The organism is Embleya sp. NPDC001921 (assembly GCF_053594475.1).
On the sequence record NZ_JBSFEO010000032.1, the window covers coordinates 110,868 to 133,932 of the forward strand.

Sequence of the window (23,065 nt, forward strand, 5' to 3'; positions counted from 1 at the left end):
GACTCAACCTTTCGATCGATGCCGCCCGAATCCACCCCGCCTACCCTTGAACCGACATGTGCCCCACCTCCACCTCCACGCCCACGCCGGCCGGCTCGACCCGGGTCCCCCGCGCGCTCCGTGCCTGCATGCACGCGCTCGTGGTGCTGCTCCTGGCCCTCGCCGCGCTGCGCGCCCTGATCGGCACGGACATGCCGGCGGCGCGGGCCGCGCTGATCGTGGGCGCGGTGGCGATCACCGTCGGGGTGTACGTGGTCGGCAACCTGATGCCGTCGGTGGAGTCCTCGGTGCGGGCCTCGGCGCTGTGGCTGGGGTGTCTGACCCTGGCCTGGGTGGGGTTGTACGCACTCACGGCGGAGGGGGTCTGGTTCGCGTTCCCGCTCTTCTTCCTGGTCCCTCATCTGCTGCCGGTGCGTGTCGCGCTGCCGGTGGTGGCCGGGCTCACGGTGGTCGCGATCGTGGGCTACGCGGCGCATCGCGGCGCGGTGACGACGGGCATGATGCTCGGCCCGGTGTTGGGCGCGGCGGTGGCGGTGGCGACCGTACTGGGCTACCAGGCGCTGCACCGGGAGAGCGAGGAGCGGCGCCGGCTGGTGGAGGACGTGGTCGCGGCACGCGCGTCGCTGGCCGCGGCGGAGCGGCACGCGGGGGTGCTGGCCGAGCGCGAGCGGTTGGCCCGGGAGATCCACGACACCCTCGCGCAGGGCTTCAGCAGCATCCAACTGCTCCTGCGCGCGGCCGAGCGGGCGCTGCCCGGCGATGCGCTCGACGCGGAGCGGCACGTACGGCTGGCCCGGGTCACCGCGACCGACAGCCTGGCCCAGGCGCGCCGGTTCGTGCGGGCGCTGGCGCCGCCGGAGCTGGACGGGTCCTCGCTGCCGGCGGCGTTGGAGCGGTTGTGCGCGCGGACCGCCGCCGAGGCGGACTTGGACGTGCGCTTCCACAACACCGGTGACGCGGTGGGGTTGCCGACCGCCGTCGAGGTGGCGCTGTTGCGGATCGCCCAGTCGGCGCTGGGCAACACGGTGCGGCACGCGGCGGCGTCCCGGGCCGAGGTGACGCTCAGCCACATGGACGCCTCGGTGACGTTGGACGTGGTCGACGACGGGCGCGGCTTCGATCCGGCCGCGCGGGTCGGGCGGGGCGGCGCGGACTCGGCCGCCGGCGGGTCCGCCGGGACCGGGTTCGGGCTGGCCGCGATGCGGACGCGGGCCGCCGAGCTCGGTGGCGTGCTGACGGTGGAGTCCGGGCCGGCGCAGGGTGCGGCGATCGCGGTGACGTTCCCGGTGCCGGCAGCGGGTGGGTCGGCGCGATGATCCGGTTGTTGCTCGCCGACGACCATCCGATCGTGCGCGCCGGGCTGCGCGCGGTGCTGGCGGCGGAGCCGGACTTCACGGTGGTGGGCGAGGCGGACACCGCCGAACGCGCGGTCGAACTGGCCCGCGCGCTCGCGCCGGACGTGGTGCTGATGGACCTGCGGTTCGCTCCGGGCGCGATGCACGGGAACGCGGCCACGGCGGCGATCACGGCGCTGCCCGACGCGCCGCACGTGCTGGTGCTGACCACGTACGACACCGACGCGGACATCCTGGCGGCGGTCGAGTCGGGCGCGCTGGGCTATCTGCTCAAGGACGCCCCGCCCGAGGAACTGGCCGCCGCGGTGCGCACCGCCGCGGCGGGCGAATCCGCGCTCGCGCCGCGGATCGCGGGCCGGCTGCTGAGTCGGCTGCGCGATCCGCTGCCGACGCTGACCGGTCGCGAGATCGAGGTGCTCGCGCTGGTCGCGGACGGCCTGTCCAACCTCGCGATCAGCAAGGCGCTGTTCCTGAGCCAGGCCACCGTCAAATCGCACCTGGTGCACATCTACGCGAAGCTCGACGTCGACTCCCGCACCGCGGCGGTGGCGGCGGCGGTGCAGCGCGGGGTGCTCGGTCGGCGCTGAGCGCGGTCGGGTGGTGTGCGGGTGGGCGTGATGTGTGGGGGTGGCGGGTTCGGGGCGGGGCGAAGCGGTTTTCGGTGGGGTGGTCGTAGGGTCTCGGCATGACCGTGTTGCACGTGAAGGGTCGCGTTCTGGTCGGCCCGGACGAAGTTCGTGACGAGATGTGGGTGGTGGGCGGACGGATCACGTTCGACCGGCCGACGTCGCTTGCCGTGGACGCGACGCTGGAGGGCTGGGTACTGCCCGGCCTGGTCGACGCGCACTGCCACGTCGGGATCGACGAGCACGGCGCCGTCGACGCCGCCACCTCCGAACGCCAGGCGCGCACCGACCGGGACGCGGGCGCGCTGCTGCTGCGCGACGCCGGCTCGGCCGCCGACACGCGGTGGATCGACGGCCGCGAGGACCTGCCCCGACTGATCCGCGCGGGCCGCCACCTGGCCCGGCCCAAGCGCTACATCCGCAACTACGCGCACGAGATCGAGCCCGGCGACCTGACCGCGTTCGTCATCCAGGAGGCCCGGCGCGGCGACGGCTGGGTCAAGCTGGTCGGCGACTGGATCGACCGGGACACCGGCGACCTGGCCCCGCTGTGGCCACTGGACGCGCTCGAGGAGGCGATCGCCGCCGCGCACGCCGAGGGTGCCCGGGTCACCGCGCACTGCTTCGCCGAGAACTCGCTCCCGGACCTGGTCGAGGCGGGCATCGACTGCGTCGAGCACGCCACCGGCCTGACCGAGGACCTGATCCCGGTGTTCGCCGAGCGCGGCGTGGCGATCGTGCCGACGCTGGTCAACATCGCCACCTTCCCGGGCATCGCCGATCAGGCGGCCGGCAAGTTCCCGACCTACGCCGCGCACATGCGAGCGCTGCACGCGAACCGCCATGCCACGGTCCGGGCGGCGTACGACGCGGGCATTCCGATCTTCGTCGGCACCGACGCGGGCGGCTCGCTGCCGCACGGCCTGGTCGCCGACGAGGTGGCCGAGCTGGTCGAGGCCGGCATCCCCGCCGTGGACGCGCTCTCCGCCGCGTGCTGGTCCGCGCGCACCTGGCTGGGCCGGGACGCGATCACCGAGGGCGCCTCCGCCGACGTGGTCGTCTACGCGGCCGACCCGCGCACCGACATCGCCACCCTGGCCGACCCCCGAGCGGTGGTGTTGCGCGGCGCGGTGATGCCCCGCTGACCGGCCGGGCGCCGCCGAGCCGGGTCGAGGACTACGGGGATCAGCGTCCGAAGGACCGGAAGACGCCCTCGGCGCCGGCGTGGTCCGCCTCGGCGAAATCCGAGAAAGAGAGCTTCACACCCCGGGGGCGGGCCGGTCGGGGCGAGGTCCGCGAACGCCGCGCGTCAGGCGTCGAAGTCGTACTCCAGGATGTACGAGCCGGCGTCCAAGACCATGCTGTTGACCTCCACGGCCCGCCGATCGGCGGCAAAGCCCGTACGGCAGACCGGCACCACCGGCACGCCGGCCGTCATCCGGGCGACCTGGACGCCGTCGAGGCGGCGTACGCGTTCCATCGGGAGCACGGCCGCCCCCGCCGCGACCGGTTCGGCCTGACGGTCACCCGCGAACGCCAGTGGGCGTGGCTCGACCGCCCGACATGGCCTGTTCCGGTCGCCGGCGGAGCACGTCGCGGGCCACGGTCTGGGGACTCTTCGGCGCGATGGCGGCGGTTCGGTCGTTCGCGGCAACCGTGCCGCCGGTGGTGGGCATCCGTACGACGGTGGCCGCGTCCGGGGTCTTCACCGCCGTGCGACCCGGGCGCGGCACTAATCGCGGTGGGTCGTGTCCGGGTGGGTGCGGTATTCGGTGGGGTCGCCGCGGAAGGTGACGGTGCCCCGGCTGAGGGCGTAGACGACCTCGGCGCGCTCCAGTGCCTCGCCGGTGTGTTGTTCGACCAGGATCACCGTGCGGTCGGCGGTCGCCAGGGTGGTCACGACCTCGTAGAGGCGGGCGGCGATCCGCGGGGCCAGGCCCTGGCTGAGTTCGTCGAGCAGGAGCAGTCGGGCGGGCGTGAGCAGGGCTCGGCTCACCGCGAGCATCTGCTGTTCGCCGCCGGAGAGCGTGCCCGCCCGCTGGGACAGGCGCTCGGCGAGGACCGGGAACGCGGTCAGCGCGGGTTCGACGTCGGCGCCGTCGGCGAACAGTCTCAGGTTGTCGGCGACGGTCAGGCCCGCGAACACGCCGCCGCGTTCGGGGATCAGGGTCAGGCCCTCCCGGGCGCGTCGGTCGGCGGGCCACGCGGTGATGTCCGCACCGTGCCACACCACCCGACCCGCGCTCGGGCGGACCAGGCCGGCCAGCGTGTTCAGCAGCGTGCTGCGGCCGGAGCCGTTACGGCCGACCAGGGCCGTCACGGCGCCCGAGGGGAAGTCCAGGTCGACGCCGTGCAGCGCCTCGATCGGGCCGAACCGAACGCGAAGTCCGGTTACCGACAGGGCGATCGGCATCAGAGGTACACCTTTCGGGCGTGCTCGTCGCGGCGGATCTCGGCCGGCGTGCCCGAGGCCACGATCCGACCGGCCGCCATCACATGCACCGTGTCGGCCACGCCGAAGACCAGGTCCATGTCGTGTTCGACCAGCAGGACCGCCAGGCCGTCGGCGGCCAGCGCGCGCAGTTCGTGGCGCAGCCGGTCGGTCTGCGCGTCGTCCAGCCCGCTGGCCGGCTCGTCCAGGAGCAGGACCGAGGGCGACGACGCGAGCGCGCGGGCCAGTTCGACCATCCGCAGGATCCCGGCCGGGAGTTCGCCCGCCGGGGTGTGCGCGTGCTCGGTCAGCGCGAGCCGGCGCAGCGCGCTCTCGACGGCGTCCCTGGTACGCCCCCGGGCCGGGTCGGGCAGGCCGAGCAGGCGGGCCAGGGCGGAGGCCCCGGAGCGGTTCTCCGCCGCCACGCGCAGGTTGTCCACCACCGTCAGGCTCGGGAACACCGACACCACCTGGAAGGTACGGGCCACCCCGAGCCGGGCCCGGCGATGCGCCGGCAGCCGGGTGACGTCGCGCCCGCCCACGTACACCCGCCCGGCATCGGCCCGGCCACCGGCGAGGCAGTCGAACAGGGTGCTCTTGCCGGCCCCGTTGGGCCCGATCACCGCCGTCACCACCCCCGCCGGCACCCGCAGATCCACTCCGTCCACGGCCCGCAGCCCACCGAATCGGCGCACCACCCCCTCGGCCCGCAACGCGCTCATCGGCTCCCCGCCCTCCGGGTCCGCGCTCGTCGACGACTGCCGGCGCGCGCTCACGGGCGTACCCGCGCGCGCAGGGTCCGGCCCAGCGGGGTGAGGCGGACCGGGGTCGGTGTCACGGGAGCGGGTGGGCGGCCCGCCGCCAGGCGCAGCAGGGTGGCCGAGACGCCGCCGGGCATCCGGGACAGCAGCACGGCCAGCGCGCCGATCACGATCGTGGACATGCCCGCCGTGGTGGCCGCGTCCAGGGCGACCACCAGGCCCGCGGCCAGGACCGCGCCCGCCGCGCTGTCCACGCCGAAGACCACCACCGCGGCGAACCAGACCAGGCCCAGGATCGGATCGAAGGCCGCCGCGTCGAAGGCTCGGCCGCCCATGCCGAGCAGCGCGCCGCCGAGTGCCGCGACGCCGGCGCCGACCGCGAAGACGAAGACCTTGGCGGAGGAGACGTCCACGCCGGACGCCGCCGCGCCGTCCTCGTGGTCGCGGACGGCGACCAGCATTCGCCCCAGCCGGCTCACGTGCAGCCGGCGGATCACCAGCAGGACCAGCCCGAGGCAGGCCAATTCGAGCGCGTAGAAAGCGCGTTCGCCCTCGAACGGCCACGGGTGGTCGAGCGCGGTGCCGGTGGTGAAGCGCGGCTGGGCGAAGACGAACCGGCTGACCACCGCGGCCACCGCGAACGTGGTCAGCGCGAGGGTCAGCCCGCGCCGCCGAATCGCCGGCCATCCGGTCACCAGGCCGACCGGCACCACCAGCAGCGCGGCCAGGAACAGCGCGACCAGGCCCGGGACCTCCCGGCCCATCAGTTGTCCGGCGAAGAGCGCGCCCAGACCCGCGAAGCCGGCCTGGCCGAGCGAGATCTGGCCCGCGTACCCGCTGAGCATCACCAGCGACACGAACACGATCGCCATCGCCGGCACCTGCTGGGCGATCCGCAGATGCTCCGCACCCAGCGCGAGCGGCGCCGCCGCGACCGCGACGAACGGCACCCACCAGCCCGCCGGCGCGCTCTCCCCGTGTCCGGTCCCTATCCGGGTCGCGGCCGCTCGCACGGTGTCCGGGCCGCCCACCTCGACCATCCGGGGCAGCACCAGGAGCGCGACCAGCATGACCACCACGAACAGGTTCGCCTGGAGTGCCTGGACCAGGCCCCACGAGTCCAGTTCCAGCCGGGACAGTTCGCTCTGCCCCACCCCGATCGCCAGGGCCGCCAGGATCGCCACCGGCAGACTGGCCAGCCGCGCCACCACCGCGACGCCGATCGTCTCCAGCACGAGCAGGGTCAGTCCGTACGGGTCGAGCCGCAGGTGCGGCGCCAGCAGCACGCCGGTCAAGCCCGCCAGCATCGATCCGAAGGCCCAGCCGGCCGCGGCCACCCCGTCGGCCGGCACGCCCGCCAACTCGGCCAGCGAGCGCCGATCCACCACCGCGCGCAACCGGACTCCGAACCGGGTGTACCGGGTGACGCCGGCGACCAGCGCGGCGACCGCGATCACCACGCCCAGTTCGACCAGCGTGCCGGTGGGCACGGAGGTGTCGCCGGGCAGCCCGACCGAGCCGGTCGGCACGATCGACGGCGGGTCCAGGCGGGCCTGGGTGCCCCAGGTCAGCGTCGCGACGCCGACCAGGAGCACGAACACGCCCAGCGAGGCGACCAGCATCCGGGCCGGACCGGCTCCCTCGCGGTGCAGCCCGCGAAAGACGAAACGCTCCAGGACCAGGCCGAGCGCGGGCGCCACCACGCCCACGTCGAGCAGCACCGCCGCCCACAACGGCCAGCCCCACACCCGGACCTGCTGCCAGACCAGGTAGGCCACGATCATCGCGAGCGCGCCGAAGGACAGGTTGAACACGCCGGTCGCCCGGTAGGAGGTGATCATCCCGACCGCCGCGAGCGCGGCGATCGCGCCCACGCCCAGTCCGGCCAGCGCCAGTTCCAGTGTGAGCACGACGCTCAGCCGCCGGTCGGGGGCGCGTGCGGTCCGTCCGGGCCCGCGTCGCCGACAACCGGAGCACCGCCCGCACCCGCGTCCCGGCCGGCCCCGGAGCCGGCGGACCCGGAGCCGGCCTCGCCGGAGCCGGCGGCCCCGCCCGACCCGGGCCCCGGGTCACACAACCGGCACGGCCGCAGATCCTTGTCCCGCGCGGTCGTCTCGCCCACCGGACGCACGCCGTCCTTGCCCCGCACCAGCGAACATCCGGGCCGGTGGTAGCGCGCCCCGCCGGGCACCGCGACCCACGGTCCCTCGACGGGTGCCTCCGCGGCCGGGTCAGCCGGCACCGGCTCGACCAGCAGGCGGTACAACTGCCCCACCATCAGCCGCAGCTCCGCGTCGACGTCGCCGGACTCGCCCGCCGTGCCGCGCCGGGTGCCCACCACGAGCACCGCGCCGGCCACGATCAGGGCCGCGCCCGGGATGGTGGCCGAGGCCAGGTAGGGCAATTGGCGCGCCTCGTACCGTTCGCCCGACACGCCGTACCACCCCAGCGCGCACAAGAGCGCGCCGCACAGGCCGACCAGCCAACCGCCGTGCGTGCGCGACAACCGACGCAAACCGGCCAGGGTCGCCGCGGCGTCGGTCGTACGCTGTCGTTCGATAGGGGAGTTCGCCTTTCCCGTGGAGCCTGCCGAGTCCGTCGAACCTGCCATAGGGTCCACCCGTCGAGTCCGCCCGATCGCGCATCCGTGCCTCAGCGTAGTTCTCCGGCATCTGGTCATACGGGCCGGAACACGATTGGATACCGAGTCGCACGTGGCAACATGACTTGCCGGTAACCCAGGTACTACCTGGCTACATCAACAGCAACAGGACGCCGGGCGACCGGCGGAACGGGTGGTGAACGCACGTGAGCGTGGACATGATCAACGAGCGGGCGAAGACGGGCACCGGCGTCGGTCGTCGCAAGGGGGCGCGCCGCGCATGGCTGGCCCTGCCGGTGGCGGCGGTGCTGGTGCTGTCCGGATGTGGCGGCGACGACGACAAGGACGACGAGTCGAAGTCGACACCGTCGGCCTCCGCGCCGGCCGCGCAGCAGACGACGCCGGCCGCGACCACCCCGAGCACGGGCGCGTCCGCGCCCGGCGGCGCCTCCAGCGCTCCGCCGGCCGCCGGTGGCACCACGCTGACCGGCGAGGAGAAGAAGGTCGCCGACAACTGGGACAAGTTGTTCGACAACACCGCGCCGCTCGCCGATCGCAAGGCGGTCCTGGAGAACGCGGACAAGATGGGCACGCTCGTGGAGACGCTCGCGAACGACCCGATGGCCAAGTCGGTCACGTCCAAGACCACCGCGGTCAAGATCAGCGGTGACAAGGCCGCCGTGACGTTCGACATCCTGCTCGCCGGCACTCCGGCACTGCCCGGCCAGAACGGCCAGGCGGTCAAGCAGGACGGCACCTGGAAGGTCAGCCTGAGCACCGTCTGCACGCTGGTCGGCGCGCTCAAGCCGGGCACCGTCGTCGAGGGCTGCCCGAAGGCCTGATCCACACCCCGAACGGGCGGACGTCCGCCGCACCCGGGCCACCGAGGAGCACCCATGCATCGTCGTTTCCACCGACGGGGCGTGCCGTGCGCCTCGGTGGCCCTGTTGCTGGCCGGGTTGTTGTGCGTACTGACCGGGTGCGGCTCCCGGTTGCCCGAGAGGGACTTCCACGACCGCGGGCCCGCCCCGGCGGGCACCGGCGCACCCGCGGCGAACGCCAACACCTCGTCCGACGTGGGCGTCACACCCACCGAGATCACCGTCGGGATGATCGACACCGTCCAGGGCGTCCTGGGCAACGAGACCTTCTCCGGCCCGATGTACGGCGCGCAGGCCTGGTTCCGGGCGCTGAACGACCGCGGTGGCGTCAACGGGCGCAGGATCAAGGTGGTCGCGTGCGACGACAACGGGTACGGCGTGGCCAACCAGCGCTGCGCCCGCAAACTGATCGAGGACGACAAGGTGTTCGCCTTCGCGGGCAACAGCATCTACAGCTACACCGCCGCCGGGTACGTCAGCGACAAGGGCGTCCCGGACGTCGGCGGTCAGCCGATCGGGACCGCGTACGAGACCTACCCGCACCTGTACTCGATCTACGGCTCGCGGGCCCCGCGCGCGGGCAAGGTCGGCTGGAACGGCGAGTTGTACGCGAGCACCGAGGTGTACCGCTACTTCAAGGAGAAGCTCGGCGCGCGCACCGCCGCCGTGGTGTCGTACAACCAGGCCGACTCCGCGCGTTACGCGCAGACCGTCGCCGACGGCCTGCGGGCCGAGGGCTACACCGTGCTGGACAAGCAGGTCGACTTCGCGCTGCCGAACTTCGCCGCCGCCGTGGTGGACATGCGCAGCAAGGGCGTCGACATCGTCTTCGACGCCGTGGACACGCGCGGCAACGCGGAACTGTGCAAGGCGATGGACGGCGCCGGCCTGCGGGTCACCGCCAAGGTGACCAACGTGCAGAACTGGAACGCCCGCGTCGGCGAGGACTTCAAGGCGTCCCCGACCTGCCGCGACAGCATCTACGCGACGAGCAACAGCCGCGGCTACACGGACACCGCGCAGCCCGCGGTGGCCGAGTTCCGGGCCGCGATGAAGAAGTACTTCCCCGACCGCGAGGACAAGCTCTCCCAGTGGGAACTGGAGGGCTGGGCCTCGGCGATGTGGCTCACCGACGCGATCGCCTCGTGCGGCGCGAACGTCACCCGGGCCTGCGTGGAGGCCTTCGTCAACCGTCCCGAGGGCTACGACGCGCACGGGCTGCTGATCCCGGTCGACTTCAAGGCCGAACCGGTCGACCGCGTCGCCGCGCCCACCCGGACCTGCTTCGACGTGGCCCGCTGGCAGGACGCCGCGCCGGGCGGCTGGGTCGGCCAGGTGCCGGACATGACCACGAACTGCTTCGACGTGCCCTCGCTCCCGTACAAGCCCTGACCGGTCGGCCGTCGGCCGCGCCGGCACGGGTGGATACCCGGGGCGGACGCTTCCGGTGCCGTGCCGTGCCGTGCCGGGCGCCGCGACGGGGCAACGTTGCCGGGCGCGGCACTAGCGCCAGTCGGCGCGGTACCAGAGCTGCGGCGGTGCCGGGGAAGACCATGGCGCCGGCGGCGGAATCGCGGGTGCCGGGCGGGCCGCCCGCGGCACCGGGTACGGCAGCGGCACCATGCCGAACGGGCGGCGGTGGTTGGGATCGGGGTTGGGGGCGATCAGGGCCGAACCTCGCACAGGAGAGCCTCTCCGCTACGACGGCCCCGAGATCCCACGCCCCGACGCCGCGCCCGCCGAGACTCGTCGGCGGACACGGCGTACAACGACCGGGCCGGGACGGGGTGTCGCGGGGTCACTCCCATGGCCCCGCGTGCCCGGCCCCGACCGAGCCTCCCCGGCTACGAGGCCAGTGCGCTCGGGAGGCGCTTCGGGCAGCCGGAGGTGTACGAGGCGTTGTACTCGAAGTGCCATTCCTCGTTGTCGTACATCCGGCACCAGCCGTACTTGCTGCCCTTGGCCTGGAGCCAGGCCTGGGCGTTGGCCGGGTAGATGTCCACCGCGACGCCCTGGACGTGCATCGACTTCTCCGGCGGCAACACCCAGCGCAGCGCCTCCTGGCGCGAACCGACCTCGGCGATCTTCTCGTCCAGCAGCCGCTGCTGATGGGCCCAGCCGCGCTTGCCGGAGTTCAGGTTGAGCTTGATGCCCTCGGCCGCCATCGCGGCGTCGATCCGCTTCCACGCGGCGTAGGCGGCCGGCTTGAGCGCGCTCGGGTCCTTGGGCGCGTCCACGTCGTTGGCCGGCGGCTTCGCGGTCGAGGACGCCGACGAGGACGCACTCGGCGGCTTGCTCGACGACGGCGGCCGGGACGAGGACGGGGCGCCGGTCGGCGGCGCGGTCGTGGCCGCGGCCGGTGTGGACGGGACGGTGGTGGGGCCGGGCGTCAGCTCCGCGCCCACCGAACCCGCCCGGTCCTTCTTGTCGTTGTCGTCTCCACTCCCGAGGAACAGCACCGCCCCGGCCCCGGCTCCGGCGAGCACCAGCGCGCCCGCGAGAGACCAGACGACCAGCTTGCGTCGGCCGCGCCGCGGCGGCTCCGGGTCGTCCGTGCGCGCGGGCCTGGCCGGCGCGGCCGGGGCCTCCGGCGCGGACGAGGGCACGGACTGCTGATCACGCTGGTACCAGTCGGCCGGGACCGGCGTGGTCGCCGCGTCGAACGCGCCGGGTGGGCCCGGTGGGCCCGATGCGCCGGAAGTACCGGATGTGCCTGCCGCGCCCATGGTGTGCTGTTGCCACGAGGTGTCCAGGAAATGCGCTCCGTCGGGTGTACCCCCTTCGTCGGGCTGTGCACCGCTGCCCGCTGCGTGTCTCACCGGTGAAGCCTCCTCGTAGTGAGCCTGGATCCTCTCGTGGATCACGTCCGGTATTCGACTCACGGTTGTCGATGCCGGTGTGGGATACGCCACTGCAACCGATCGGCGACCCCACTCGACCCCCGGGGGACCCCGGCGGTCGGAGCGACCCGCGTAACCTGGGAAACTTGCCGGAACCAGGAAAAGGGGGTCGAAGGTGAGCACGCACCACCGCACCGGCGGACTCGTCGACGGTTTCGGCCGCGTGGCGACCGACCTGCGCGTGTCGCTGACCGACCGCTGCAATCTGCGCTGCACGTACTGCATGCCCGAGGAGGGCCTGGACTGGCTGGCCAAGCCGGAACTGCTGACCGGTGCGGAGATCTCCCGCCTGGTCCGGATCGCGGTGACCGTGCTCGGCGTGCGCGAGGTGCGGTTCACCGGGGGCGAGCCGCTGCTGCGCCGCGAACTGGTCGAGATCATCCGGGACGCCGCGGCCCTGGAGCCGCGCCCCACCCTCTCCGTCACCACGAACGGGATCGGTCTGGCCCGATTGGCGGGGACGCTGAAAGAGGTCGGTCTGGACCGGGTCAACGTCTCGCTGGACACCCTCGACCCGGTCCGCTTCAAGGCGATGACCCGGCGCGACCGGCACGCGGACGTGGTCGCGGGACTCGCCGCGGCGGTCGACGCGGGCCTGGGGCCGGTCAAGGTCAACACCGTGCTGATGCGCGGGGCGAACGACGACGAGGCCGCCGCGCTGCTCGCGTGGTGCCTCGAACGCGGCTACGAGCTGCGATTCATCGAGCAGATGCCGCTGGACGCGCAGCACGGCTGGAAGCGCGCCGAGATGATCACCGCGGACGAGATCCTGACCTCGCTGCGCGGCGCGTTCCGGCTCGACCCCGAGGACGCCCGGGGCAGCAATCCGGCCGAGCGCTGGCTCGTGGACGGCGGCCCGGGCACGGTCGGCGTGATCGGTTCGGTCACCCGCCCGTTCTGCGGCGCGTGCGACCGGACCCGGCTGACCGCCGACGGGCAGATCCGGAACTGCCTGTTCGCCCGTGAGGAGTCCGACCTGCGGGCAGCCCTGCGCGGCGGCGCGGACGACGCGGAGATCGCGGACCGCTGGCGGGCCGCGATGTGGGGCAAGAAGGCCGGCGCGGGCATCGACGACCCGGAGTTCCTCCAGCCGGAGCGACCGATGTCGGCCATCGGCGGCTGATCCGCGCTCGGGGACCGATCCTCGTCGGCGATCGATCGTCCGCGATCGATTCGTCGCCGGCGACCGACCGTCGTGCGCGGTCGACCCGGCGTGCGCGCGGGAGAGCCGCGGCCTCGATCAACCTTCCACGGGGGCAAGGGAGTTCGCCGGCGCAGGCGAGGGAGTTCGGCACGGCGCAGGCACGCGCGGCGCGGATCGCTCAGGAGCCCTCGGCGGCCGGACCGGCGGTGGTCTCCGGGTCGTGCCAGTCGGCGAACGCCACGGTGTCCTTGAGGAATCCGCGAATCGCCAGGAACTGCGACAGGTGTTCGCGGTGCTCGTCGCACGCGAGCCACGTCTTGCGCCGTTCCGGGGTGTGCAGCTTGGGGTTGTTCCAGGCCAGGACCCACCGGGCGTCGGCACGACAGCCCTTCGCCGAACAGATCGGCCGGACGGGATCGGCGGGGGTGGGGAACATGCCCACCAGTGTCTCAGACGAGGTCGGCCGCCCGGACGCGATGCGTCGGACGGGCAGCTGACTCCGCGTCAGGCACCAACCGGAGCGCTGCGCTCAGTAAGCAACGGGCTGGTGCGGTAACCGTGCGAGTGTCGACTTGCCTGACAGTCAAACGACCCGGACACGGGCGATGCCGGGCAGCCACGGGGGGAGCCGCCCGGCATCGCGTCGGTCGCTCCGACGGGGGATACGGAGCACGTTTCGAAGTATGGCACGTCCTGCATGCGGTTGAAGCACCAACCCGCGTAGCGCTTACCGCTAATTTTTGACGCTGTGAGAGGGGTCGCCCGCCGGGTCGCCCGCATGGCCCCGGTCGGCACCCCCGGCGTCACCGTGTGTATCCGAATTCGTGTGCGAGGAACGGTCGGTGGGCTCCGCGCCGGTGGTCGGAGCAGGTCCGGCGGGCATCGTCCACGAGTCCTCCGCGTGGGTGTGCACGGTCTGTCGTTCGGCGCTGGTGAGCACCGCGCCGGGCGGCGGCTCCAGCGCCTTGGGCGGGAGCGGCGGCACGAACTGCGCCTGCACGGGTGTGTTCGAGGTGGGCTCGCGACCCGCGTTGGCCAACACCACCGCGATATAGGGCAGGAACAGCGCGCCCGCGACCAATATCCACCGCCACGGCGAGGGCGTGAACACCGCCGCGACGAAGCACACGGTACGGATCGACATCGAGATGACGTACCGGCGTTGGCGCCCGGCCACGTCCTCGGTCAGCCCCTTGCGCGCACCACTGATCCGGTACACCGAGCCCTTGGCGTTCTTCACGACCCCACCGTCTCCGACCACGTGTCCATACCCTCGTCCGCCCTTTCACGGTACGCCCGCGAGGCGGTCACACCGAGACCGGGGCCGGGACCTTTGCCGCAATCCGACCCGAGTGGCGCAGGCCGCAACCGGCTCAGCCGAGCGGCTCCAGAAACTCCGGCGGCACCGCCGCGACCAGCCACACGCCGTTGTCCGAGCGGCGGAACACGTGTCCGGCGGCGACCATGCGCTCGGCCCGCACCACGAACAGCACCGGCCGCCCGCGCCGCGCGCCCACCCGGCGGGCCGTCTCGGTGTCGGCGGACAGGTGCACGTCGTGCCGGTCCATCGGCCGCAGGCCCTCGACCAGGATCGCGGCCACGCTCTTGGGATTCGTGCCGTGGTAGAGCACGGCGGGCGGCACGGCCTCGACCAGGCCCAGGTCCACCGCGACGGTGTGCCCCTGACTGGCCCGGATCCGGGTGCCGTCCGCGGAGAAGGCGAAGCGCCGCTTGTCGTTCTCCGCGACGACCCGCTCCAACCCCGCCCGGGACAGCGCCACCCCGTGCGCGGCACACGCCGCCAGGAGCACGTCCACGTCGACCCAGCCGGCCTCGTCCAGGGTGATCCCGAGCCGCTCCGGCTGATGCCGCAGGTGTCGGGACAGATATTTCGAAATCTTGACGATGTTCATGATGAACCCCAACGAAAGCACGGAGTCCGGTACGGGGACAGCGCTTTTCGCCGGGACGCGAACACCGGACGGGCCGTATTTCGCTCCGTCCGGCGTTCGAGGCGGCGCCGCGGGCCGCCCGCCGACCGTCAGGTCATTGCGCCTTGCTCGGCGACGACATATTGAAATCGCGGACCCGCAAAGGCGGCATCGCCGCTCGGGTGAACCAGTCGCCCCACTCGCGCGGGTACGTGCGCTCCGTACGCCCCACCTCGACCGCACGCCCGAGCACGTCCACCGGCGACTCGTTGAAGCGGTAGTTGTTCACCGCTCCGACCACCTCGCCGCCCTCGACCAGGTACACCCCGTCCCGGGTCAGCCCGGTCAGCAGCAGCGTCTGCGGATCCACCTCACGGATGTACCACAGGCAGGTCAGCAGCAGCCCGCGCTCGGTCGAGGCGACCATGTCCGTGATGCTCGGACCGTCGGCCGGCCCGTCCAGGATCAGGTTGTCGATCTCCGGCGCGACCGGCAGCCCGGTCAGCTCGGCGGTGTGCCGGTTGGTCAGCAGTGACGTGAGCACGCCGTCGGTGACCCAGTTCGTCCGCTCCAGCGCGAGCCCGTTGTCGAACACCGACGACGCGTCGCCGGAGGCGTGCGCGATGGTGAACGGCGCGCTCTCCAGGCCCGGGTAGGTCGGGTCGCTGTACAGCGTCAGCGGCAGCTCGCCGAGCCGATCGCCGATCCGGGTGCCGCCGCCCGGCTTGCTGAAGACCGTACGGCCCTCGTGCGCGTCCCGGGCGCCGCCCTGCCAGTACATGTAGACCATCAGGTCCGCGACCGCCGTGGGCGGCAGCAGCGTCTCGTAGCGGCCCGCCGGGAGGTCGAGCGTGCGGGTCGCCCAGGACAGTCGCGTTCCCAGGTCCGCGTCCATCGCGGCGAGGTCCACGTCGCGGAAGTCCCGGGTGGGCACGCCCGCCCACGCCGACCGGCTCAGGTCGGCCGACTTCGCGTTCAACTCGACGTGCCCGGTGGGCTGGTCGTGCCGCAGCCGCAGTCCGGCCGAGGTGCCCACGTAGGTCGAGGTCAACTGATGCGACGCGAACCCGTACAGCAGCCGCTCGCCCTCCCGGGCCCGCCCGAACGCGGCGCCCAGCTCGGGCGCGAAGTCCGCGAACACCCCGATCGAGGTCTGCGCGGGGGCCTGGTCGAAGCCGCCGTCCGGGCCGCTGCCGGCCCCGAGCAGCGGTCGCGCGTCCTCGGCCGGTCCGGCGTCGCGCGCCGCCGCCTCCGCGGCCCGGACCAGGCCCTCCAGCCGATCCATCGTCACGCCGCCGCGCGAGACGATCCCGGACGCGGTGCCCTCGGTCCCCGCGACGGTGGCCACCACGGTGATCCGCCGGCCGCGCGTCTCGCCGTTGGTGGTCAGCGCGTTGCCCGCCCAGCGCAGGTTCGCCGCCGAGGTCTCCTCTGCGATCACCACGCAGCCGTCCGCCTTCGACAGCGCCAGCGCGCGCTCGACCGTCTCGTTCGGCCGCGTCACCACGGTCTGCCCGCTGCTCATCGACCCGCCTCCTGAACCGTGTTGAGGACCTTCACGCCGCGGAACAGCGCGGAGGGGCAACCGTGGCTGACCGCCGCGACCTGCCCCGGCTGCGCCTTGCCGCAGTTGAAGGCGCCGCCGAGGACGTAGGTGCCCGGACCGCCCACGGCCTCCATCGAGCCCCAGAAGTCGGTCGTGGTCGCCTGGTAGGCGAAGTCCTTGACCTGGCCGACGATCCGGCCGTCCTCGATCAGGTAGGCGCGCTGACCGGTGAACTGGAAGTTGTAGCGCTGCATGTCGATCGACCACGACTTGTCGCCGACGATGTACAGACCCCGGTGCACCCGGCCGATCAGTTCGGCGGTGGACAGGTTGTCCGCACCCGGCTGGAGCGAGACGTTGGCCATCCGCTGCACCGGGACATGGCCGGGGGAGTCCGCGAACGCGCACCCGTTGGACCGGCCCAGACCCTGCATCAGCGCCATCCGCCGATCGAGCTGATATCCGGTCAGCACGCCGTCGGTGACCAGGTCCCAGCTCTGCGTCGCGACGCCCTCGTCGTCGAAGCCGATGGTGGCCAGGCCGTGCGGCACGGTGCGGTCGCCGGTGACGTGCATGACCGGCGAGCCGTACTCGAGCTTGCCGAGCTGGTCGAACGTGGCGAACGAGGTGCCCGCGTAGGCGGCCTCGTAGCCCAGCGCGCGGTCCAGTTCGGTGGCGTGCCCGATCGACTCGTGGATGGTCAGCCACAGGTTGCTCGGGTCGATCACCAGGTCGTACTCGCCGGCCTCGACGCTCGGCGCCTTGACCCGCTCGGCGAGCAGGCCCGGCAACGACGCCAGCTCCTCGTCCCAGTCCCAGCCCTCGCCCTTGACGTACTCCCAGCCGCGGCCGACCGGCGGCGCGATGGTGCGCATCGTCTCGTACGCGCCGGACTCGCGGTCCACCGCGATCACGGTGAGCTGGGGGTGTATCCGGATCCGCTGCTGCGTGGTGGTGGTGCCGGCCGAGTCGGCGTAGAACTTGTTCTCCTGCACCACCATGCACGTGGCGTCCACGTGGTCCACGCCCTCGGCGGCGAGCAGCTCCCGGCTCCACCGCGCGAGCAGCCCGATGCGCTCGGCCTCGGGCACGTCGAACGGGTTGACCTTGTACTTCGAGATCCAGGTCTCGTCGGCGTGCACCGGCTCGTCGGCCAGCGCGACGCGCTCTCCCGCGCCGGCCGCCTCGCTCACCGAGCGGGACACCCGGGCCACCGCGACGGCCTGCTCGGCGACGTACGCCACCGCCTCCGGGGTCAGGTCCACACCCGCGGCGAAGCCCCACGCCCCGTCGTGCACGACGCGGACCGCGAAGCCCACGTCGGTGGTGTCCGCGGCCGAGTCGGTTTTCCCGTCGCGCAGCCGGAAGGACGCGTCTCGTACCCGCTCGAAGCGGAAGTCCGCGTGTTCGGCGCCCAGTTCCCCGGCTCGGGACAGGGCCGCGGCGGCCAGCTCCCGAAGGGGATAGGCGAGGAACGTCGGATCGATCTCGTTGGGCACCCATTCCTCCATACGTTCGGCCTGTCGGCTCGCGTCGTTCAGTCAACCAGACACGATGTCGCCGGCATTCCGGTCTGCCGGTCGGACGGGTCCGCTGGTCGGACGGGTCTTGCGCCCGGACAACCGGAACGAAACCTGCCGCGCGCAGGCCGGCCGGATTCGGTCGGTGGAGCCGATGATTCCGGTTCCCGTCGGCTCTTGTCGGGTTCCCACAACGATCGGTCCGCGGACGCTGTCCCGGACCGGATTCCCCTTACCCCGGGGTAGCCCGATAGCGTCATCGTGACGCAAGCCGACGGCCTGCGCGCGCGCATCCACAGGACGTCCGAGGACAAAGGAGTGATCCGTTGAGCCGGTCCGTACTGGTCACGGGAGGAAACCGGGGCATCGGCCTGGCCATCGCCCGGGCCTTCGCCGCCGACGGCGACAAGGTCGCGATCACGTATCGCTCCGGCGAGCCCCCGGAGGGCCTGCTCGGAGTGCGGTGCGACATCACCGACGGCGAGCAGGTCGAGCAGGCGTTCAAGGAGATCGAGGCCGCGCACGGCCCGGTCGAGGTGCTGATCGCCAACGCGGGCATCACCCGCGACACGCTGTTGCTGCGGATGAGCGAAGAGGACTTCACCAGCGTCGTCGACACCAACCTGACCGGCACGTTCCGGGTGGTCAAGCGGGCGAGCAAGGGCATGTTGCGGGCCCGCAAGGGTCGCATCGTGCTGATCTCGTCGGTGGTCGGGCTGCTCGGCTCGGCGGGCCAGGCCAACTACGCGGCCTCCAAGGCCGGCCTGGTCGGCTTCGCCCGCTCGATCGCGCGCGAACTGGGGTCGCGCAACATCACCACCAACGTGGTGGCGCCCGGCTTCGTCGACACCGCGATGACCGAGGTACTCGGCGAGGAGCGCAAGGCGCAGATCCTCAAGGAGATCCCGCTCGCGCGCTACGCGGACGTGGACGAGGTCGCCGGCGTGGTCAAGTTCCTGACCTCGGACGCCGCGTCGTACATCACCGGAGCCGTCATCCCTGTGGACGGCGGACTTGGAATGGGGCACTGAACTCATGGGCGACCTGCTTGCGGGCAAGCGCATTCTCGTCACCGGCGTCATCACCGACGCCTCGATCGGCTTCCACGTCGCCAAGCGGGCCCAGGAGGAGGGCGCCGAGGTCGTACTGACCGGATTCGGCCGGCTCTCGCTGGTCAACCGGATCGCGAACCGGCTGCCGAAGCCGGCCCCGGTGATCGAGCTCGACGTGCAGAACCCCGAACACCTCGCGGCGCTCGCGGACAACGTGCGCGCGCACGTGCCCTCGCTCGACGGCGTCGTGCACTCGATCGCGTTCGGACCCAAGGACGCGCTCGGCGGCAACTTCCTCAACACCGAGTGGGCCGACGTGGCCACGGCCGTGCAGGTCTCGGCGTACTCGCTGAAGTCGCTGACGATGGCCTGTCTGCCGCTGATCGAGGCGAACGAGGGCGCCGGCGGCTCGGTCGTCGGCCTCGACTTCGACGCGCAGGTGGCGTGGCCGGGCTACGACTGGATGGGTGTCGCCAAGGGCGCGCTCGAGTCGACCTCGCGCTACCTGGCCAAGTACCTGGGTGAGAAGAACATCCGGGTCAACCTGATCTCCTCGGGCCCGGTCAAGACGATGGCCGCGAACAGCATCCCCGGCTTCGAGAAGTTCGAGGGCGTCTGGAACGAGAAGGCCCCGCTGGGTTGGGACCTGCGCGACGCGGACCCGGCCGCCCGGGGCGTGTGCGCGCTGCTGTCCGACTGGTTCCCCAAGACCACCGGCGAGGTCATCCACGTCGACGGCGGCCTGCACGCCATCGGCGCGTAGCCGGATCACCGCGCTCCGCGCGGGGCGGTCGCGCCTTCGGCCGCTCGCCTCGCGCGCTCGTCGATCACCGCTCGACGATCAAGTCGTGGGCGCCGTCCGGGCATCGGCCCCGGCGGCGCGGGCCACGGTCGCCGCGGCCCGATCCCCCGACCCACCGGGTCGCGGCGGTCGGGCCGTGTCGTTCGCGCCGCGGGATGTCGCCGAGGATGTCGCCCGCGCCGCGGTCCGGGGCGGACGCGACGTCGCCCGGGAGACCGCGGCCTTGTCCGGCGGCGGCACGGCTGGACGGGCGGAGAACCGCTCAGCCGGTGGCGGCGGCGATCGTCGCCGCGATGCCGATCAGCACGGTGATCAGCAGCATGATGCCCAGGATGCCGCCGAGCTGCTTGGCGGAGGACTTGTTCGGGTCCGGCGGCGCCAGCACCGTCTGGCGGATCTCCTCGTCGGCGCCGGACGCGGCGGCCTCGGCGGCCTTGCGGGCGAGGATCTCGTTGCGTGCGTTCGACCGCGCGACTTCCTCCGCGTGGGTGCGCTCCGCACGGGCCCTGCGAGCGGCCATGGCCCGCTCGTACCGCTCCTTGGAGGATTCGCCAGATGTAGCAGCCATGGGATCGAGTCTCGCAGACCCGCCGCGTGGGACCGACCGGCGGGGCGGGGTCGTGTCCGGCAGGTGAACGCCCGTCGGCGCGGAGCCGGCCGGGCGGTGGGGAACTCCCCACCACTCCACGGGCGTTGTGCACACGTGTCGACCGTCGTTTGATGTTTCCTTCCCCCGAGTGGACACATCGGCGTTTGTGCAGGTCAGCGGATTGATCGCGGAAGCTTCCCCTTACACGCATCCCGATATGCCCCGACTGGTCACCGCGAGGCTCCTTCTCAGGGGTAGGGCCAGCCCTACTACGCAGGGGTGCCTGCCCCCCGATCAAGACACCTGTCCGCAGGATGTGACCCCCGGGTGCCCGCCAATACCTTTTTCCGTGTCGAGGAAACCCTCGGCCGACGGAGAACACAGGAGCGGGGACCCATGGCATCCAGGCGTAATTTCGCCGCCTCGATCGGTGGCTGGAGTGCACAGCATCGCAAGACGGCGGTATTCGGGTGGCTGCTGTTCGTGGTCCTCGCCGTCGTCATCGGCAACATGGCGGGGTCGCAGGAGATCACCAAGGTCGACCAGGGCGTGGGGGAGTCCAAGCGGGCCGCGCAGATCATCGACGAGGCGGGGATCAAGGAACCCGCCGGCGAGATGGTGCTGGTGCGCAGCGACACGCTGCCCGCCCTGGACCCGAAGTTCCGGGCCGCCGTCGACGACGTGATCAACCGCGTCAACGCCGTGCAGGTCAAGGGCAACAAGGGCCCGGCGACGGAGCACATGCGCTCGCCGTACGAGGCCGAGGGGGGCCTGTCCGCGGACAAGCACTCGGCGCTCATCCAGTTCGACATGACGGGTGAGGAGGACAAGGCCGTCGACAACATCCAGCCCGTGCTGGACGCGGTGGCCGATGCCCGCAAGGCGCACCCCGACGTGGCGATCGAGCAGTTCGGTGACGCCAGCGGCGACAAGTGGTTCGAGGACACCATCGCCAAGGACTTCACCCGGGCCGAATGGACCGCCCTCCCGCTCGCGCTCGGCATCCTGCTCGTCGCGTTCGGCGCCGTCGTCGCCGCCCTCCTGCCGGTGGCCCTCGCGATGACCGCGTTCGTCGCGGCCGGCGGCCTGCTCGCGCTGAGCAGCCACCTGATGCCCGTCGGCGACAACGCGCAGTCCGTGATGCTGCTGATCGGCCTGGCCGTCGGCGTCGACTACTGCATGTTCTACCTGCGCCGCGAGCGTGAGGAGCGGGCCAAGGGACGCGACCCGGAGACCGCGCTGCGGATCGCCGCCGCCACCTCCGGCCGGTCGGTGCTGATCTCCGGCATCACCGTCATGGTCGCGATGGCCGGCCTGCTCCTGTCCGGGATCAGCGAGTTCAAGTCGATGGCCTCCGCGACCATCCTGGTCGTGCTCACCGCGGTGCTCGGTTCGCTCACCGTGCTGCCCGCGATCCTGTCGATGCTGGGTGACCGGGTCGACCTGGGCAAGATCCCCGGGCTGGCCAAGATGCGCCGTCCCACCGAGGGCAGCAAGATCTGGGGCAAGATCCTGGGCGTCGTGCTCAACCGCCCCAGGGCCACCACGGTGTTCGCCGGCGGCCTGCTCGTCGCGCTGACCATCCCCATGTTCGCCATGAAGACCTCCGAGCTGCCGATCGACAAGGAACTGCCGACCTCGCTCTCGATCGTGCAGACCTACCAGCACATCGAGAAGGCGTTCCCCGGTGGTCCGGCGCCCGCCCAGATCGTGGTCAAGGCGCAGAACCCGGACGACCCCAAGCTCGCCGCCGCGATCGACGACCTGCGCCGCGAGGCGGTCGCCAGCGGTCGCATGCACGAGCCGATCGAGGTCGAACGCCAGGGCACCACCAACGTCTTCAAGATCTCGGTCCCGCTCGCCGGCAGTGGCAACGACTCGACCAGCGACAAGGCCCTGTCCACGCTGCGCGACAAGATCATCCCGAACACGCTGGGCAAGCTGGACGGCGTGGACGCCCCGGTGACCGGTAACACCGCCGGCTCCAAGGACTTCAACGACAAGCTCGCCGACGCGCGGCTGCCGATCTTCGCCTTCGTGCTCGGCTTCGCCTTCCTGCTCATGCTGGTCTCGTTCCGCTCGATCGCCATCGCGGTCACCGCGATCGTGCTCAACCTGCTGTCGGTGGGCGCCGCCTACGGTGTGATGACGCTGGTCTTCCAGCACGGCTACGGCGACTTCCTGGTCGGCACGGACGCACCCGGCGCGGTCGTCTCCTGGATCCCGATGTTCCTGTTCGTGATCCTGTTCGGCCTGTCGATGGACTACCACGTGTTCGTGGTCTCGCGCATCCGTGAGGCATACGACAAGGGCATGGACACCAAGTCGGCCGTGTCGCACGGCATCCGCACCACCGCCGGTGTGGTGACCAGCGCGGCGACGATCATGGTCGCGGTGTTCGCGGTCTTCGGCACCCTGTCGATGCAGTCGATGAAGCAGTTCGGTGTCGGTCTGGCGGTCGCGGTCCTGCTGGACGCCACGATCATCCGCGGTCTGCTGCTCCCGGCCGTGATGAGCCTGCTCGGCGACCACAACTGGTACCTGCCCCGCTGGCTGAACTGGCTGCCGCAGATGGACCACGGCGACGAGTCGGTCGACGCGCCGGCCCCGGCCGCCCAGCCGGTTCCCGCGTACGCCGGGGCGAACGGCTACGCCTCGCCGGCCTACGAGCCGGCGCACCCGGGGACGACCGGATACGACGAGGGCGTGTCCCGGTCGCGCCGGATCCCGCAGCCGCCGGTCGGCTGACCCGAACCGGACCGCCACCGGGGGGATCGTGGCGGTGACCACCCTGTAGATCCGAGCAAAGTGCGGGTCGGGACCGGATACTCGGTCCCGACCCGTCGTGCGTGTCGGCTCCACCGGCGCGATCCGGCCGGCGCCGGCGGTCCCGTCGATCGTGTGCCGAGGCGCCGAATCGATCGT

At 72.2% G+C, this 23,065-nt stretch carries 21 protein-coding genes; 9 read left to right on the plus strand and 12 right to left on the minus strand.

The window, feature by feature from the left end; translation table 11 throughout:
* Positions 1–56 precede the first annotated feature (56 nt).
* From ACWCPW_RS32325 to ACWCPW_RS32335, 3 genes are all read left to right on the plus strand, one after another.
* Entirely contained in the window at positions 57–1,316 is a 1,260-nt protein-coding gene (locus ACWCPW_RS32325; protein ID WP_449765096.1) for a sensor histidine kinase, read from the plus strand.
* Positions 1,313–1,942 carry a response regulator gene (locus ACWCPW_RS32330; protein WP_449765097.1) on the plus strand — a complete coding sequence of 210 codons (630 nt, stop codon included), beginning with the start codon at positions 1,313–1,315 and terminating at the stop codon, positions 1,940–1,942. The genes ACWCPW_RS32325 and ACWCPW_RS32330 overlap by 4 nt, the downstream gene beginning before the upstream one ends.
* A 98-nt stretch (positions 1,943–2,040) precedes the next feature.
* A complete protein-coding gene (locus ACWCPW_RS32335; protein ID WP_449765098.1) occupies positions 2,041–3,126 on the plus strand; it encodes an amidohydrolase family protein in 1,086 nt (361 codons plus the stop codon).
* A gap of 164 nt (positions 3,127–3,290) precedes the next feature.
* Here ACWCPW_RS32335 and ACWCPW_RS32340 read toward each other — a convergent pair whose 3' ends face one another.
* The 5 genes from ACWCPW_RS32340 to ACWCPW_RS32360 form a co-directional block, all read right to left on the minus strand.
* On the minus strand, positions 3,291–3,461 hold the full coding sequence (locus ACWCPW_RS32340; protein ID WP_449765099.1) for a UTRA domain-containing protein: 171 nt from the start codon (positions 3,459–3,461) through the stop codon (positions 3,291–3,293).
* Between the two features lie 252 nt (positions 3,462–3,713).
* A complete protein-coding gene (locus tag ACWCPW_RS32345; RefSeq protein ID WP_449765100.1) occupies positions 3,714–4,394 on the minus strand; it encodes an ABC transporter ATP-binding protein in 681 nt (226 codons plus the stop codon).
* On the minus strand, positions 4,394–5,188 hold the full coding sequence (locus tag ACWCPW_RS32350; protein ID WP_449765101.1) for an ABC transporter ATP-binding protein: 795 nt from the start codon (positions 5,186–5,188) through the stop codon (positions 4,394–4,396). Before ACWCPW_RS32350 ends, ACWCPW_RS32345 begins: the two co-directional genes overlap by 1 nt.
* Entirely contained in the window at positions 5,185–7,083 is a 1,899-nt protein-coding gene (locus ACWCPW_RS32355) for a branched-chain amino acid ABC transporter permease (RefSeq protein ID WP_449765102.1), read from the minus strand. The genes ACWCPW_RS32350 and ACWCPW_RS32355 overlap by 4 nt, the downstream gene beginning before the upstream one ends.
* Positions 7,084–7,088: 5 nt before the next feature.
* Positions 7,089–7,688, minus strand: coding sequence for a hypothetical protein (locus tag ACWCPW_RS32360; protein WP_449765103.1), 600 nt, complete (start codon positions 7,686–7,688; stop codon positions 7,089–7,091).
* Between the two features lie 293 nt (positions 7,689–7,981).
* Here ACWCPW_RS32360 and ACWCPW_RS32365 point away from each other — a divergent pair, with 293 nt between their 5' ends.
* Together ACWCPW_RS32365 and ACWCPW_RS32370 are read left to right on the plus strand one after the other, a co-directional pair.
* On the plus strand, positions 7,982–8,617 hold the full coding sequence (locus ACWCPW_RS32365) for a hypothetical protein (RefSeq protein WP_449765104.1): 636 nt from the start codon (positions 7,982–7,984) through the stop codon (positions 8,615–8,617).
* 54 nt (positions 8,618–8,671) lie between these two features.
* On the plus strand, positions 8,672–10,048 hold the full coding sequence (locus tag ACWCPW_RS32370; RefSeq protein ID WP_449765105.1) for an ABC transporter substrate-binding protein: 1,377 nt from the start codon (positions 8,672–8,674) through the stop codon (positions 10,046–10,048).
* A 452-nt stretch (positions 10,049–10,500) separates the two neighbouring features.
* On the opposite strand, the gene ACWCPW_RS32375 is transcribed toward ACWCPW_RS32370, so the two are convergent.
* Positions 10,501–11,475: a D-alanyl-D-alanine carboxypeptidase family protein gene (locus ACWCPW_RS32375; protein WP_449765106.1), complete on the minus strand. Its 975-nt coding sequence runs from the start codon at positions 11,473–11,475 to the stop codon at positions 10,501–10,503.
* 196 nt (positions 11,476–11,671) lie between these two features.
* Between ACWCPW_RS32375 and moaA the strand changes: the two genes are divergently transcribed.
* Complete coding sequence (gene moaA / locus ACWCPW_RS32380) at positions 11,672–12,679, plus strand: GTP 3',8-cyclase MoaA (RefSeq protein WP_449765107.1); 1,008 nt, start codon at positions 11,672–11,674, stop codon at positions 12,677–12,679.
* Positions 12,680–12,878: 199 nt separating this feature from the next.
* Here moaA and ACWCPW_RS32385 read toward each other — a convergent pair whose 3' ends face one another.
* The 5 genes from ACWCPW_RS32385 to ACWCPW_RS32405 all read right to left on the minus strand — a co-directional run bounded on the left by ACWCPW_RS32385 (position 12,879) and on the right by ACWCPW_RS32405 (position 17,676).
* Positions 12,879–13,136, minus strand: coding sequence for a hypothetical protein (locus ACWCPW_RS32385; protein WP_449765108.1), 258 nt, complete (start codon positions 13,134–13,136; stop codon positions 12,879–12,881).
* Between the two features lie 297 nt (positions 13,137–13,433).
* The gene (locus ACWCPW_RS32390; protein WP_449765109.1) at positions 13,434–13,940 is read right to left on the minus strand and encodes a DUF3099 domain-containing protein; all 507 of its coding nucleotides are present in this window, start codon (positions 13,938–13,940) and stop codon (positions 13,434–13,436) included.
* A 133-nt stretch (positions 13,941–14,073) separates the two neighbouring features.
* The gene (locus tag ACWCPW_RS32395; protein WP_449765110.1) at positions 14,074–14,613 is read right to left on the minus strand and encodes an RNA 2'-phosphotransferase; all 540 of its coding nucleotides are present in this window, start codon (positions 14,611–14,613) and stop codon (positions 14,074–14,076) included.
* Positions 14,614–14,746: 133 nt separating this feature from the next.
* Positions 14,747–16,156, minus strand: coding sequence for a metallopeptidase TldD-related protein (locus ACWCPW_RS32400; RefSeq protein WP_449765111.1), 1,410 nt, complete (start codon positions 16,154–16,156; stop codon positions 14,747–14,749).
* A complete protein-coding gene (locus ACWCPW_RS32405) occupies positions 16,153–17,676 on the minus strand; it encodes a TldD/PmbA family protein (protein WP_449765112.1) in 1,524 nt (507 codons plus the stop codon). The genes ACWCPW_RS32400 and ACWCPW_RS32405 overlap by 4 nt, the downstream gene beginning before the upstream one ends.
* A gap of 347 nt (positions 17,677–18,023) precedes the next feature.
* Between ACWCPW_RS32405 and fabG the strand changes: the two genes are divergently transcribed.
* Both fabG and fabI read left to right on the plus strand, forming a co-directional pair.
* A complete protein-coding gene (fabG, locus tag ACWCPW_RS32410) occupies positions 18,024–18,728 on the plus strand; it encodes a 3-oxoacyl-[acyl-carrier-protein] reductase (RefSeq protein WP_020556165.1) in 705 nt (234 codons plus the stop codon).
* Between the two features lie 4 nt (positions 18,729–18,732).
* Positions 18,733–19,512: an enoyl-ACP reductase FabI gene (gene fabI / locus ACWCPW_RS32415; RefSeq protein WP_449765113.1), complete on the plus strand. Its 780-nt coding sequence runs from the start codon at positions 18,733–18,735 to the stop codon at positions 19,510–19,512.
* A gap of 301 nt (positions 19,513–19,813) precedes the next feature.
* On the opposite strand, the gene ACWCPW_RS32420 is transcribed toward fabI, so the two are convergent.
* A complete protein-coding gene (locus tag ACWCPW_RS32420) occupies positions 19,814–20,119 on the minus strand; it encodes a hypothetical protein (protein ID WP_449765114.1) in 306 nt (101 codons plus the stop codon).
* Positions 20,120–20,536: 417 nt separating this feature from the next.
* Here ACWCPW_RS32420 and ACWCPW_RS32425 point away from each other — a divergent pair, with 417 nt between their 5' ends.
* Positions 20,537–22,888, plus strand: a complete 2,352-nt coding sequence (locus ACWCPW_RS32425) for an MMPL family transporter (RefSeq protein ID WP_449765115.1) — start codon at positions 20,537–20,539, stop codon at positions 22,886–22,888.
* Positions 22,889–23,065 lie beyond the last annotated feature (177 nt).

Bases quoted from the DNA above. Each gene is read 5' to 3' on its own strand.
- ACWCPW_RS32340 (WP_449765099.1), bottom strand. From the start codon at position 3,461: ATGGAACGCGTACGCCGCCTCGACGGCGTCCAGGTCGCCCGGATGACG.
- ACWCPW_RS32425 (WP_449765115.1), top strand. From the start codon at position 20,537: ATGGCATCCAGGCGTAATTTCGCCGCCTCGATCGGTGGCTGGAGTGCA.
- ACWCPW_RS32330 (WP_449765097.1), top strand. From the start codon at position 1,313: ATGATCCGGTTGTTGCTCGCCGACGACCATCCGATCGTGCGCGCCGGG.
- ACWCPW_RS32370 (WP_449765105.1), top strand. From the start codon at position 8,672: ATGCATCGTCGTTTCCACCGACGGGGCGTGCCGTGCGCCTCGGTGGCC.
- ACWCPW_RS32325 (WP_449765096.1), top strand. From the start codon at position 57: ATGTGCCCCACCTCCACCTCCACGCCCACGCCGGCCGGCTCGACCCGG.
- ACWCPW_RS32420 (WP_449765114.1), bottom strand. From the start codon at position 20,119: ATGGCTGCTACATCTGGCGAATCCTCCAAGGAGCGGTACGAGCGGGCC.
- ACWCPW_RS32400 (WP_449765111.1), bottom strand. From the start codon at position 16,156: ATGAGCAGCGGGCAGACCGTGGTGACGCGGCCGAACGAGACGGTCGAG.
- ACWCPW_RS32335 (WP_449765098.1), top strand. From the start codon at position 2,041: ATGACCGTGTTGCACGTGAAGGGTCGCGTTCTGGTCGGCCCGGACGAA.
- ACWCPW_RS32345 (WP_449765100.1), bottom strand. From the start codon at position 4,394: ATGCCGATCGCCCTGTCGGTAACCGGACTTCGCGTTCGGTTCGGCCCG.
- ACWCPW_RS32395 (WP_449765110.1), bottom strand. From the start codon at position 14,613: ATGAACATCGTCAAGATTTCGAAATATCTGTCCCGACACCTGCGGCAT.
- fabI (WP_449765113.1), top strand. From the start codon at position 18,733: ATGGGCGACCTGCTTGCGGGCAAGCGCATTCTCGTCACCGGCGTCATC.
- ACWCPW_RS32385 (WP_449765108.1), bottom strand. From the start codon at position 13,136: ATGTTCCCCACCCCCGCCGATCCCGTCCGGCCGATCTGTTCGGCGAAG.